Annotated in this window: 13 protein-coding genes; 5 read left to right on the forward strand and 8 right to left on the reverse strand. The window is 51.8% G+C overall.

Annotated elements, in window-relative coordinates; genetic code table 11:
- Nucleotides 1-5 precede the first annotated feature (5 nt).
- The 6 genes from U868_RS0115110 to U868_RS0115135 form a co-directional block, all read right to left on the reverse strand.
- Entirely contained in the window at nt 6-1,313 is a 1,308-nt protein-coding gene (locus U868_RS0115110; protein WP_025154023.1) for an HlyD family type I secretion periplasmic adaptor subunit, read from the reverse strand.
- A complete protein-coding gene (locus U868_RS0115115) occupies nt 1,303-3,009 on the reverse strand; it encodes a type I secretion system permease/ATPase (RefSeq protein ID WP_025154024.1) in 1,707 nt (568 codons plus the stop codon). The genes U868_RS0115110 and U868_RS0115115 overlap by 11 nt, the downstream gene beginning before the upstream one ends.
- Nucleotides 3,010-3,079: 70 nt before the next feature.
- Entirely contained in the window at nt 3,080-3,424 is a 345-nt protein-coding gene (locus U868_RS23690; RefSeq protein ID WP_080694375.1) for an AprI/Inh family metalloprotease inhibitor, read from the reverse strand.
- 52 nt (nt 3,425-3,476) lie between these two features.
- On the reverse strand, nt 3,477-4,931 hold the full coding sequence (locus tag U868_RS0115125) for a serralysin family metalloprotease (RefSeq protein ID WP_025154026.1): 1,455 nt from the start codon (nt 4,929-4,931) through the stop codon (nt 3,477-3,479).
- A gap of 295 nt (nt 4,932-5,226) precedes the next feature.
- Complete coding sequence (locus tag U868_RS0115130) at nt 5,227-5,997, reverse strand: ABC transporter permease (protein WP_025154027.1); 771 nt, start codon at nt 5,995-5,997, stop codon at nt 5,227-5,229.
- Nucleotides 5,994-6,920, reverse strand: coding sequence for an ABC transporter ATP-binding protein (locus tag U868_RS0115135; protein WP_004238932.1), 927 nt, complete (start codon nt 6,918-6,920; stop codon nt 5,994-5,996). The genes U868_RS0115130 and U868_RS0115135 overlap by 4 nt, the downstream gene beginning before the upstream one ends.
- Before the next feature lie 184 nt (nt 6,921-7,104).
- On the opposite strand from U868_RS0115135, the gene can reads away from it, so the two are divergent.
- The 3 genes from can (at nt 7,105) to U868_RS0115150 (ending at nt 8,918) form a co-directional block, all read left to right on the forward strand.
- Complete coding sequence (can, locus tag U868_RS0115140) at nt 7,105-7,764, forward strand: carbonate dehydratase (protein ID WP_025154028.1); 660 nt, start codon at nt 7,105-7,107, stop codon at nt 7,762-7,764.
- A 139-nt stretch (nt 7,765-7,903) separates the two neighbouring features.
- The gene (locus tag U868_RS0115145; RefSeq protein ID WP_025154029.1) at nt 7,904-8,494 is read left to right on the forward strand and encodes a hypothetical protein; all 591 of its coding nucleotides are present in this window, start codon (nt 7,904-7,906) and stop codon (nt 8,492-8,494) included.
- The gene (locus tag U868_RS0115150) at nt 8,481-8,918 is read left to right on the forward strand and encodes a hypothetical protein (protein WP_025154030.1); all 438 of its coding nucleotides are present in this window, start codon (nt 8,481-8,483) and stop codon (nt 8,916-8,918) included. The genes U868_RS0115145 and U868_RS0115150 overlap by 14 nt, the downstream gene beginning before the upstream one ends.
- Before the next feature lie 57 nt (nt 8,919-8,975).
- Here U868_RS0115150 and hpt read toward each other — a convergent pair whose 3' ends face one another.
- Both hpt and cueO read right to left on the reverse strand, forming a co-directional pair.
- Nucleotides 8,976-9,515, reverse strand: coding sequence for a hypoxanthine phosphoribosyltransferase (gene hpt / locus U868_RS0115155; protein WP_025154031.1), 540 nt, complete (start codon nt 9,513-9,515; stop codon nt 8,976-8,978).
- 153 nt (nt 9,516-9,668) lie between these two features.
- Entirely contained in the window at nt 9,669-11,273 is a 1,605-nt protein-coding gene (gene cueO / locus U868_RS0115160) for a multicopper oxidase CueO (protein WP_025154032.1), read from the reverse strand.
- A 213-nt stretch (nt 11,274-11,486) separates the two neighbouring features.
- On the opposite strand from cueO, the gene U868_RS0115165 reads away from it, so the two are divergent.
- Nucleotides 11,487-11,831, forward strand: a complete 345-nt coding sequence (locus U868_RS0115165) for a YacC family pilotin-like protein (protein ID WP_025154033.1) — start codon at nt 11,487-11,489, stop codon at nt 11,829-11,831.
- A 143-nt stretch (nt 11,832-11,974) separates the two neighbouring features.
- The gene (locus U868_RS0115170; protein WP_025154034.1) at nt 11,975-12,604 is read left to right on the forward strand and encodes a response regulator transcription factor; all 630 of its coding nucleotides are present in this window, start codon (nt 11,975-11,977) and stop codon (nt 12,602-12,604) included.
- The last annotated feature ends 3 nt before the right edge of the window (nt 12,605-12,607 follow it).

Genomic DNA, 12,607 nt, shown 5'->3' on the forward strand with positions numbered 1-12,607 from the left:
CCGGATCACTCCTCGGTCAGTGCGAAAAAGAGCCGGTCAGTCACAGGCTTAAACAGATAACTGAGCAGTGATCGCTCACCGGTGCGGATAAAAATCTCAGCGGGCATACCGGGTTTGACCACCTGAGCCGCCGCCGTTTCCGGCACCGCAATCTGAATCTGATAGTAAGGCTCCCCGTTTGCCGGATTGATCAGACGATCGGCGGAAATCATTGTCAGTTCGCCACGCAGTTTGGGTGTCAGGTTCTGATTGAATGCAGTAAACAGCAGATCAGCACTCTGACCGGGAGCGACTTTATCTATCCACTGTGGTGATAATTTACCTTCAATAATCAGCGTCTGCTGCGCCGGCACTACCGACATCAGTTTTTCCCCGGCTTGCACCACACCGCCTGCGGTAAACACAGACACATCCATAACAGTGCCGGTCACCGGCGCGGTGATAACATGCTGTTCCAGCCGATCATTCTCAATAACCTGCTGTTTTTTAAGCTCACTGCGCTGAACTGACAGGCGTGATAATTCCTCGCGGATCCCGCTGTGAAAAGCCGCCCGCCGCTGTGTGATCTGCTCTGTCTGCGTGGCTTTTTCTTCCTCTGCACGGCTTATCTGTAACCGGGTGTCATCCGCCTGATTGCGCAGTGCCGCACTTTCCCGGCGGATCTCCTGATAGCGGTGGTGCGCCAGATACCCCTCATCCGCCAGCGATTTAAGATTTTCCGCCTGTGCCGTCAGGCTGTCCGCCTGTTGCGCAGTACTGCGGGCAATATCCCGCAGAGTAATAAGCCGCCGTGTCAGGCCGTCAACCGTGATCTGACGCGCCTGAAGCTCACTCTCCAGTTCAAGACGCCGGTCCGTGAGCAGTGCATTCTGAGCCTGTAATTGTGCCCGGCCATACGCAGACGGTGCATAAAACACATCATCCTCCGCCGGGGCAAATACCGCTTCACCGCGCAGTTCTGCCTCCAGCCGCCGTTGGATCAGTAATGTGCTGTCGAGCTGCTCTGCCAGCGACACCGCCTGAGCCTGAGACTGCACCGGGCGCAGCCGTACCAGTACCTGATCTTTTTCCGCCCGCTGGCCGTTCTGCACATAAATATCAGAAATCACGCCATCCGCCGGAGACTGCACCTGCTTGATATTACCGGCAATCACAACCGTTCCTGATGCGGCAACTCCCTGATCCAGCGGTGCAAATCCCGCCCATAACAGAAAACCGGCAAGGCCCAGGACAACCACGTATTTCCCCGCCCGCTGATACCTGCCGGTATCGGTTTTTACCTCCGGCGCCCCGGACAACCATTTAGTGATCATTATTTTTACCTGCCTGATTATTAAGCGTTTCAATGACCTTCTCCGCCGGGCCAAAAAGCTGCATCCGTCCGCCTGCAAGCAGCAGCAGCTTGTCCGTCACGGACAGCAGCGGTTTATGGTGAGTAATAAGCACAATGGTTTTTCCCTGATTTTTCAGGGTATTCATGGCAGTTAACAGCGCACTGAGCCCGGCCTCATCCAGCGCAGCATTGGGTTCATCGAGAATGATCAGTGCCGGTGAACCGTACAATGCCCGCGCCAGTGCGATCCGCTGCCGCTGACCGCCGGAAAGGCCGGTGCCGTCAGCCCCGGTCAGGGTTTCATAGCCCTGCGGCAGTTGCAGGATCAATTCATGTACCTGTGCCAGTTGCGCCGCACGGATGATATTTTCCGGATCAGCATCCGGGTCAAAACGGGCGATATTATCGGCGATTGTGCCGGGAAAAAGCGCAATTTCCTGGGGAAGATAACCGATATATTTGCCGGACACCGTTTTGTCCTGCTGACAGAGATCTGCTCCGTCCAGCCGGACAGCCCCGCGTGTTGCAGGCCATAACCCGGCGAGCAGTTTTGCCAGTGCCGATTTTCCGGCACCTGACGGGCCGATGATCCCCAGCGCCTCCCCCGGTACGAGGCTGAAATGCAAATTGTGCAGCTGCGGCGTGTCAGCGCCGGGATAACCCGCCTGCATCACGGAGACAGACAAATTACCCTGAGGAACCGGCAGTGCCAGTTTCTGCAGTGGTTGCGGGTGAGCCGCCAGCAACCCCGTAAGCCGCTGATACGCAAGCCTGCTCTCTTTCGCACTTTTCCACACACCGGTAACCTGTTCGACCGGCGACAGTGCACGTCCCAGCAAAATCGACCCGGCAATCATCATGCCGGGTGAAATGGTGTTATCCAGCGCCAGCCAGCCGCCCAGCCCCAGCATCAGGGATTGCAGGATCAGGCGCACAGTTTTGGTGGTTGTCATGATTTTTGCTGAATAATCAATGGCCTGCGTCTGTTCCTTCAAACTATCGCAATGCCGGTTCAGCCAGCGCTGACGCAGATACTGCTGCATTCCCATCGCGTCAGCCGTCTCCGGATGAGCAAAATGGCTGCCCTGCATGCCCTGTGCGGCGGAGGAACTGCGGTTTGCGGCGGTCAGCGGCGGCCCGGACAGCCGTTCATTGAGCAATGCAAGCGCAATCAGCACGGCGGCACCGCCGCAGGCAAACAATCCCAGCCACGGATTAAACAGCGCGATTACCAGCAGATAAAGCGGGAACCAGGGCAGATCGAGAAAGGCAAAAATACCGTTGCCTGTCATAAAGCGGCGCAGGATCATCAGATCGGTCTGTGCCTGTAACGGCAGATGCCCCGGCGTGCGGTGCAGTTTTGCCTGAAATGCGGCATCGTAAACCCGGCTGTTCAGCGCCAGATCGAACTGGTTACTCATGCGGATCACCAGCATATTGCGCAGATAATCGAGGCCGCCGGTCAGCGCCAGTAATCCGGCCATTATCAGCGTCAGCATCAGCAGCGTCATTTCATTGCCGGAAGGCAGAACGCGGTCGTACACCTGCAGCATATACACAGACGGCACCAGCATCAGCAGATTAATCAGCGCACTGAACACTGCCAGTGAGGTAAACAGGGACTTACGGGCGGCAATAAATGCCGTAATATCATTTCTGGTTTTCCCGGAAAGCATACACAGGGACTCCGCCCGGCATATCTGCCGGGATTGATAGTATTAATCACAGGGTAAAAAAGAGAGAAAATTACTCTTTCAGAAGACGTGCGCCATTGTCATGCCAGATTTCCGCACAGTAACGGCCGGGGGCTTCAGCGGAAAAGAAATAACGGGTAGTGCCGTCTGCGCTGAGAAACGCAATGCCGTCCGGCGCCGGACGCCAGGCCGTTATCTGCGGCTGTGCCGTGAAATGCAGCTGAAACCCGTCTGCTGCGCTGTCGGGAACCGTAGTGAGTTCGACCGGCAGCGTCTGCCCGTCCTCCGTAAACTGCCAGTGACCCTGAAGATCTTCCGGCGCGGGAATTTTCTGGCTGATTGCCGCACTCTGCCCTGATAACAGCAACAAAAACAATAATGACCGGGAAATTTGCATAGTGAATTCCTGAATGCTGCGGACGCCGCACCGGCCGCGCCCGCCTGCTGCGTTAAACGATAAAGTCAGTGTGAACATTCACCATACCGGTGATATCCACTTTAAAATCAGGCTGACACTGATTTCCGCTGATATTAATCAGCAGTTCAGTCAGGTTCAGCCCGTCATCATAGCGGAGCACCGTTTCCCCGGCCGCACCGGTAAATTCATCGGTGAAATAAAGGAATTTGTCCCCGGCGCTGTTCTGATTAAGCCCCTGCAGGTCGATTCTGTCCAGGCCGGTTGAAAAATCACGGATATGATCCGGACGGTCATACAGAGAATCCGTCACCGCCGAGAACACGAAAATATCGTTCCCGGTACCGCCCCACAACTGATCCTGCCCGGCCCCGCCGTACAACACATCATCCCCGCCGTTCCCCATCAGGATGTTGTCTGCATCATTGCCGATAATCACATCATTTCCGCGCCCGCCAAACGCATTTTCAATCACCACACCGTGAGCGATCGACACATTCCCTGTCAGACCGCCGACATCCGAAAAATCCCCTTCACGCAGGGATATTTTCTGATCCTGCTTATAACGGGAGAAATTCAGGGTGTCATTACCGCCGCCGTCCCAGACGGTAAAAATAAGCTTATCTGTGGCATTTTTGGCAGAGTAATAATCACGGCCGGCATTGGAATCAAACCCGTATACCGTGTCATCCGTGCGGATGTTATAATTTGCGCCATACAGTTTCTGAATCGCGGTAATATCATCCAGCAGCGGTGCGGAAGCATAGTACCCTTTGTGATCCGCACCGGTGATTTTCTCACTCCAGTAACTCATCACGCTGTACTGACGGGTATCCTCGGCATAATCCGCATCTTTATAGGAAGGACGCCCCTGATCGGCGTTATAATTACCCGGATGATTTAACCCGAGGGTATGACCGATTTCATGGGTAAACGTCAGACGCCCGTAATTTCCGGTTTTCGGTGTCACATTGAGTGCCCCCGGGTCTGAGCCGTACCAGGACTGACCGGAAACATCAAAGCCCCGCGAATCGGTGTACGGATCGCCAAAGTCATCTTTGGTGTGCGGCAGCCAGGCGTATCCCTGTGTATATTTATCATTAATATAACCAAAGGTGATATTGGTGTAGATATCTCCCCGGCCTGCATCCACTTCAGTAAAAGTAATGTTTGCCACGTCAGCCCATGACTGCAGTGATAACCGGGCCTGATCTTTCTGATAGTCATTAAAACCGTGTAACCCGGTGTTTCCTGCCGCGTTATAATACATCCCTTCCCATGTCGGGAATGAATAAGTGATTTCCGCCGGTTGCCCGAGCACTCCTGCGCCATTCCAGCCGGTATTGGTTCTGACAATCTGACTGCCCGCATCAAAGGCATCATATGAAATTTTATTATTAATCCAGCGTCCGTTACCCCGTCCCGGGCTGCTTAATATATCATCGACCAACGACCATCCGTCTTCCCTGCCGTATGCAGCGATACCCATAAAAATATCTCCGAATGTAATAATGAAACAGAATGAAATTTATCCTTAAACATCAGTACACAGCCGGTTTTTACCAGCCCGCACACGATAAACACATTAATTTAATTAATCTATGTGGCGGGAGATAAATACATACTAATCCTGTGATTTAACTTTGGCAGTGGCGGGAACGGGAGAAGGTCTGTATAAATCGGAGATAAACCGAGGAAAAGTAATTACATAGCGCAGGGAAATAATAAGGGCAGATACAAAAAGCCCGGCAACGATGTGCCGGGCGGATTATCAGAAAGCAGGATCAGGTTCTCAGTCCGCGCCCTTTCTCAATCAGGCGCCAGGTGAGCAGATAAAATACCGCAATAAACAGGCTCAGCACCCCGAGAGTGGTGGTCAGAGAGACATCACTGATACCGAGAAAACCATAACGGAAGCCGCTGATCATATAAACAATCGGGTTCAGTTTGGACACCGCCTGCCAGAATGCAGGTAACAGCGTCAGGGAGTAAAACACCCCGCCCAGATAGGTCAGCGGTGTCAGGACAAACGTCGGGATAATACTGATATCATCAAAGCTTTTCGCAAACAGCGCGTTAAGCAGCCCCGCCAGCGAGAACAGAATGGAAGTCATCAGCAGCGTGGTAATGATCATAAACCAGGAGTGGATCTGTAACGGCACAAAGAACAGAGATACTAATGTGACCAGGATCCCGACCAGCACACCGCGCGCCACACCACCACCGACAAACCCGGCGATAATAACGTGAGTCGGCACCGGTGCCACCAGCAGTTCCTCAATACTTTTCTGGAATTTTGCACCGAAAAAAGAAGAGGATACGTTGGCATAGGAGTTCGTAATCACTGACATCATAATCAGGCCGGGCACGATAAACTGCATGTAACCGACACCGCCCATTTCACCAATCCGGTTACCGATAAGATTACCGAAAATAATAAAATAGAGCGACATGGTGATCACCGGCGGGATCAGCGTCTGGATCCAAATCCGCATAAAACGGGTGATTTCTTTGCGCCAGATTGTTTTCAGCGCCACCCAGTACAGCGACATCATTTTGCAGCCTCCAAATCATGATTCACCAGATGCACAAATAATTCCTCCAGCCGGTTTGCTTTGTTGCGCATACTTAATACATCAATGCCCTGCGCATTCAGCTGGGCAAAAACACCGTTCAGTCCCTGTTCACGACGGACATCCACCTCCAGCGTTGAGGTATCAGTCAGCCGGAACGTATAGCCCTCAAGCTGCGGCAGCGGATTTTTCGAGCCCAGATCGAGGATAAAGGTTTCCGATTCCAGCTTACCGAGCAGTGCTTTCATGCTGGTGTTTTCCACCAGCTCACCGTGCTGGATAATCCCGATATTGCGGCACAGCATTTCTGCTTCCTCGAGATAGTGCGTGGTGAGAATGATCGTGGTGCCCTGCGCATTCAGGGTTTTGAGGAATCCCCACATGGAGCGGCGCAGTTCAATATCCACCCCGGCGGTCGGTTCGTCGAGGATCAGCAGTTTCGGCTGGTGCATCAGTGCGCGGGCAATCATCAGGCGGCGCTTCATCCCGCCGGACAGACGCATCGCGCGCTCATCACGTTTCTCCCACAAATCCAGCTGCGTCAGATAGGTTTTCGCCCGCTCCTGCGCCAGTTTGTGCGGCACCCCGTAATAACCGGCCTGCTGCAGGACAATCTGCAGCACGGTTTCAAACGGGTTAAAGTTAAACTCCTGCGGTACCAGGCCGAGCTGACGTTTGGCTAAAACCAGGTCGGTATCGATGTCATAACCGAACACGGAGACTTTCCCGCCGGTTTTATTCACCAGCGAACTGATGATCCCGATGGTGGTGGATTTTCCCGCGCCGTTCGGACCCAGCAGGGCGTAGAAATCGCCGGCACTGACCTTGAGGTCAATTCCCCGTAAAGCCTGCACGCCGCCCGCATACTGCTTGGTTAATTGTGATATTTCCAGTGCATAGGTCATAACAGAAAAATACCTTTTTAATTTATAAATTTGGGTGCAATATAAACCGCAATAATACCTGCGAACCGAAATCGGTTCTTGACAATTCGTCTTCTTTGCTGAAATTATTTAATAACAATTTATTAAAATTTAAATTTTTTATACAAAAGATTCTAGCGAAAGGATCTGCAACAGGCTATCCGTCATGATGAAAAAAATCGAAGAACTGTTTGCTCATAACAAGCAGTGGTCCGAATCTGTAAATGAAAAAGATCCGGAGTTTTTCAAAGAGTTAGCACAGGCTCAAAAGCCCCGTTTTCTCTGGATCGGCTGCTCTGACAGCCGTGTTCCTGCCGAAAAACTGATCGACGCCGCACCGGGCGATCTGTTTGTACACCGTAATGTGGCCAACCTCGTCATCCATACCGATCTGAACTGCCTGTCAGTTATCCAGTATGCAGTGGATGTACTCCAGGTTGAACATATTATCGTCTGCGGTCACTACAACTGCGGCGGTATTCAGGCCGCGATTGAAGGCACCGAGCTGGGGCTTATCAATAACTGGTTACTGCATATCCGTGATATCTGGTATCAGCACAGCTCCCTGCTGGGCGAACTCGCACCGCAGGACCGTATCAACCGTCTGTGTGAACTGAACGTGGTGGAACAGGTGTATAACCTGGGTCACTCCACCATTATGCAGGCAGCGTGGAAACGCGGTCAGCGTGTGATGATCCACGGCTGGATCTACGGGATTAACAACGGCCTGCTGCATGATCTGGATATCAGCTCTGACAGCCGCGAGAAAATGGAACTGGTCTACCGCCAGGCCGTGGCCAAACTCTCGAATATGCCGTCGTCCTGATCTTACCGCTGAACAGTATCTCCGGGTACTGTTCAGCCTTACGTATCATTACCATACCGCCCGTAATATCTTGCGCTTCTTATACTGATTTTATATAAGTACCTGTTCACTCCGCTTTGTTCATATTAAAGGATTTTTTATGAATACAATGATCGTCAGAGAAACCGGCATTTATTTTATCAAAGAACAGATTTATTCAAAAGGCGGGCTGCCGACCCTCGCAAATACAATCGGTCCCTCCGCGAAACAGATATACCGGATGGTACTTCAGCTTAAAATAGAGCAGGATGTTTTTTACGATAATAAAAAAGTAAATCATAATGATCTCAGTACATGGCAGCAACTCAGGGTACTGTTTGATAATGATATTATCTCACAACGTGATAAAAAAAACGGGAAAGTTATTGTCGGGTTAGAATATGCCGGATTTGATACTTACGTGACGCCTTTCGCGGGATTTGAAGATACTCTGCCACAAGCGCTGACAAGTGACTATCTGTACAATAAGGACCTGCTTCCTGCTCCGTTCATTTATGGCAAAGATCCTATTCCGTCCGTCAGATTATATAACAATCCTCATGTTCAGTTTTTTATGGATCAGGGCGGACGGGGCATCCCGACAGCACTGGGAAAATTTGATAAAAACAACCGCAATCTCGGTATCATAAAAAATGAAACTGAGTTTACTCAAATATTAAATATGATTAAGGCTGGTTATGAGAAAAAATGATCTGCTGATGATCCTTTCATTCAGTTTAATTAATTTAATGGCAGGCTATTCTTTATCATCATTTGCCATGAATATCTATTTTCCGGCGGATGCCACCGTCATTTATACTGATATTTCCGCTATCTTTGCTACAAAAGCAATTATTGCCGCAGGTTTTTTCTGTATCAGTCTGATTTCATTTTTAATTATTTTTATCCGCAGGAGAGAGATCACCGCTCTGTCTGCTATATTAATGACTGTTATTAATGTCATTACATTTATACTGGTCACATTCTGCTACGGTAACATTTACTTTGGTCATGTCTTTCCGGCAGGAATAACGAATATTCCTTTTTCAGCCTTTAGTTATTATCCGTTACTGCTGTTAACAGCGCTGATTTCCGCGATTATCCTGTTCATCATACAGAAACGGGCAACACGCTGAAATAAGATATAAAAACGGCACCCGCTGGTGCCGTTTTTATATTCACAACCGGACAGATTACGCTTCCAGCAGTGTCACATGGCCGATATACGGCAGGTGGCGATAGCTCTGGGCGTAGTCGATGCCGTAGCCGACCACAAATTTATCTTCAATTGCGTAACCGACCCAGTCAACCGGCACATCCACTTCACGGCGGGACGGTTTATCCAGCAGGGTGCAGATAGCCACAGAGTTCGGGCCGCGCAGAGACAGAATGTCGCGCACACGGTGTAAGGTATTGCCGGAGTCAATGATATCTTCCACGATCAGCACATCTTTGCCGCGGATATCTTCGTCCAGGTCTTTGACAATTTTCACATCACGGGTGGACGAAGTGCCGCTGCCGTAACTGGATACCGTCATAAAATCGACTTCATGCGGAACATCAATTTTACGGCACAGGTCGGCCATAAAAATAAAGGATCCTTTCAGTAACCCGACTAAGACCAGCTCTTTGTTGCTGTGACGATAGTGTGCGGAAATTTCGCTGCCGAGATCGGCAACACGCTGCTGAATCTCAGCTTCGGAGATCATTGTATCTAAGGTGTGTTTCTTCATGATTTTTTTGTCGTCAACGGTACGCTGTTTCAGTGGTTCGGCATTAAACCCGGTTTAATACCGGTCAGAAAGCGCGTTAGTTTAGCATACCACGGACAGATAAACAGTATCCGCGCCATGACTGACGCGGATTGTCACCGGTTAATGTTATATTCAGGCCGTGACCGTAAAGCCGGTCATCATACCGGTATCTTCATGCTCCAGCAGGTGACAGTGCGCCATAAACGGATGCGCATTGGTGGCCGGATGGTCAAATTTCACCAGTACTTCGCTGACATTGCCTTCGATCCGCACCATATCTTTCCAGCCCTGCCGGTGTGCTGCCGGTGTGCGTCCGCCTTCGCTGAGAATACGGAAACGGGTGCCGTGGATATGGAACGGGTGCAGCATCATGTCGCCGACACCGGAGATAATCCAGCGCTCCGCCTGCCCCTGTTTCACATCAAAGGCGCTTTCGGTCATGGAGAACGGGATACCGTTGATGCTGTTGGCATTCATCAGATCAACCTCACCGGCGCCGCAGTGACCGCCGCCATTGTGCATACCACTGCTCATGCCTTTCATTCCGCCCATATGTCCGCCGCTCATATGACTGCCCATACCACCGTGCATGCCCATCCCGGCCATCGCCTGCGGGCCGTATTTGTCGGTCAGCATCATCATACCCTGCATATCGAGGCGCATATCCATCATCAGACGGAACTCACGTACCGGCAGACGGGAGGTATCGATCAGCGCAGGCATGGCTGCCAGTACATCCGGCAGTTTACCGCGTGCGGCATCAAGTGCCGGACGGACGGACAGCACCGGCAGCGGAGCATCAAACGGTGCCAGGGTCATTCCCATCTGACGTACCGGTAAGGTGACAATATCAAACATTTTTCCGTCCGATGTGTCCACCAGCACTTCAAACCGTTCTCCCGGCAGCATCGGCAACTCCTGCACTTTTACCGGTTCGGCGAGCAGGCCGCCGTCACTGCCGACCACATACAACGGACGCCCGTCACCGGCTGCCATCCGCAGACTGCGGGCATTACAGCCGTTGAGCAGACGCAGCCGCAACCAGCCGCGCGGAGCCATATGCTGCGGGTAAACCGCACCGTTGGTCAGCATGGTGTCACCAAACCAGCCGACTGCCGCTGACATCACATCCAGCTGATAATCAATTTCGCCATCTGCCGTCAGACGCTTATCCTGCAATACCACCGGGATATCATCGGTGCCCCACTCGCCCGGCAGACCGGTTGAAGCAGTATTGTCATCCTCAATCAGTACCAGCCCGGCCAGTCCCATTGCGACCTGATGACCGGTTTTGCCGTGGGTGTGCGGGTGGAACCAGCAGGTGGCTTCCGGTTGATCCGGGGTGAAACTGACCGTGCGGGTACCGCCCGGGGCGATAATGGCCTGCGGCCCGCCATCCTGCTCACCGCTGATCTCCAGACCGTGCCAGTGAACCGTGGTCGCTTCCGGCAGTTTATTGATGATATCCACCGTCACCGGCTTACCGCGCCGCAGTTTCAGTGCCGGGCCCAGTAAATCACCGTTATATCCCCAGGTTTGGGTCGTTTTGCCGGGAATAAACGCCATTTTACCCTGCTGAATATTCAGGGTGATTTTTTGTGCATTATCCGCCGTTAACAGCGGCGGAATAGCAAGAGCCGGGCGCTCCTGTGCCGCAAAAGCAAACCGGCTCCATGCCGGCAGCATCGTGGCAGCACCTAAGAATGCGCTATATTTCAAAAAATCGCGTCGTTGCATGATATGCTTCCTTTATCATCAGTGGTGATATGCTATGACAAAATGATCGGGTTCTGTTATAGCGCAGGCTAAACCCTGCCCTAAGGGTAAGGTCAATCTATTCCCTTTCCGGGAATAAGGGCTTTACACCACTTTAGTCAGCGGATGACATTCGCGACAAAACTATTAAAATCTTCACATAAACTGACAGGCGCTACCGGTAAACTACTTACTATGAAACTATTCCTTCACACTTTATTCAGCTGTGCCCTGCTGCTTTCCCTGCCCGCGAAAGCGCTGACGCCGTCACAGGCTGAAGACCTCGCCGGACTGACTGCAGTTTTTATTTATCTGAAAAATGATTGCGGTTATGAAGATTTGCCGAATGCCCGCATCGAAAAAGCGATCTTACTGTTTGCCAAAAGTAACCGCTGGGATATGAGCAATTATGATACCCGGCAGATGGCGGAAATGAATAAAGAGAACTATTTCGACATCAAACAGATAAAGCTGCCGGAAAACTACAAATGCACCGCACTGGCCCGTGATTCACTGCCGTTGCTTGCCTATGTGAAATAATTTACCGGCACCCGAATCGGTTAAGCGGTAATAAAACAGCCTGAGAGCGGATTTCTGTATGAATGTCCTCGATTATCACCCGCTATATTGATATAACCTCTGTCAATATTGATCCCTTTCTGCTGATAATACGCTGTCCGGACATGATAAAAATAGCGCTCATCGATGACCATGTAGTTGTGCGATCCGGTTTCGCCCAGCTCCTGACACTGGAGCCGGATATTACCATCGCCGGACAATATGCCAGTGCGGCGGAAGCCTGGCCCGCACTGACCCGTCCGGATATTGATGTGGTGATCATGGATATTTCCATGCCGGATGAAAACGGATTACAGTTGCTCGCCCGCCTGCGGGAGCGCAAAACGTCCTTCCGTACCATCATTCTCAGTATTTATGATACCCCTGCTTTTGTGCAGAGTGCGCTGGACGCCGGTGCCGGTGCGTATCTCACCAAACGCTGCGGCCCGGAAGAGCTGGTTCAGGCGGTGCGTTCCGTGCATCAGGGCGGCTGCTATCTGTGTGCGGATGCCATGCGCGCGCTGCGCCAGTCACCGCCGGAAAACCGGGCGCTGGAAGAGCTGACCCCGCGCGAGCGCGAGGTGTTTGATCTGCTGGTCGCCGGGATGAGTGTGCGGGCGATAGCGGATAAACTCGAGCTCAGCCATAAAACTGTGCATGTCCACCGCGCCAATGTGCTGGGCAAACTGCAGTGTGACAGCACGATCGATCTGGTTCATTTTGCCCTGGCGCATCACCTTATCGCGGGGCAATAAGCC

It is taken from the genome of Morganella morganii H1r, assembly GCF_000633515.1.
In the GTDB taxonomy this organism is placed as follows: domain Bacteria; phylum Pseudomonadota; class Gammaproteobacteria; order Enterobacterales; family Enterobacteriaceae; genus Morganella; species Morganella morganii_B.

Excerpts from the sequence above, each read along its gene's own strand:
- U868_RS0115110 (WP_025154023.1), bottom strand. The coding sequence starts at position 1,313 with ATGATCACTAAATGGTTGTCCGGGGCGCCGGAGGTAAAAACCGATACC.
- U868_RS0115115 (WP_025154024.1), bottom strand. The coding sequence starts at position 3,009 with ATGCTTTCCGGGAAAACCAGAAATGATATTACGGCATTTATTGCCGCC.
- U868_RS23690 (WP_080694375.1), bottom strand. The coding sequence starts at position 3,424 with ATGCAAATTTCCCGGTCATTATTGTTTTTGTTGCTGTTATCAGGGCAG.
- U868_RS0115125 (WP_025154026.1), bottom strand. The coding sequence starts at position 4,931 with ATGGGTATCGCTGCATACGGCAGGGAAGACGGATGGTCGTTGGTCGAT.
- U868_RS0115130 (WP_025154027.1), bottom strand. The coding sequence starts at position 5,997 with ATGATGTCGCTGTACTGGGTGGCGCTGAAAACAATCTGGCGCAAAGAA.
- U868_RS0115135 (WP_004238932.1), bottom strand. The coding sequence starts at position 6,920 with ATGACCTATGCACTGGAAATATCACAATTAACCAAGCAGTATGCGGGC.
- can (WP_025154028.1), top strand. The coding sequence starts at position 7,105 with ATGATGAAAAAAATCGAAGAACTGTTTGCTCATAACAAGCAGTGGTCC.
- U868_RS0115145 (WP_025154029.1), top strand. The coding sequence starts at position 7,904 with ATGAATACAATGATCGTCAGAGAAACCGGCATTTATTTTATCAAAGAA.
- U868_RS0115150 (WP_025154030.1), top strand. The coding sequence starts at position 8,481 with ATGAGAAAAAATGATCTGCTGATGATCCTTTCATTCAGTTTAATTAAT.
- hpt (WP_025154031.1), bottom strand. The coding sequence starts at position 9,515 with ATGAAGAAACACACCTTAGATACAATGATCTCCGAAGCTGAGATTCAG.
- cueO (WP_025154032.1), bottom strand. The coding sequence starts at position 11,273 with ATGCAACGACGCGATTTTTTGAAATATAGCGCATTCTTAGGTGCTGCC.
- U868_RS0115165 (WP_025154033.1), top strand. The coding sequence starts at position 11,487 with ATGAAACTATTCCTTCACACTTTATTCAGCTGTGCCCTGCTGCTTTCC.
- U868_RS0115170 (WP_025154034.1), top strand. The coding sequence starts at position 11,975 with ATGATAAAAATAGCGCTCATCGATGACCATGTAGTTGTGCGATCCGGT.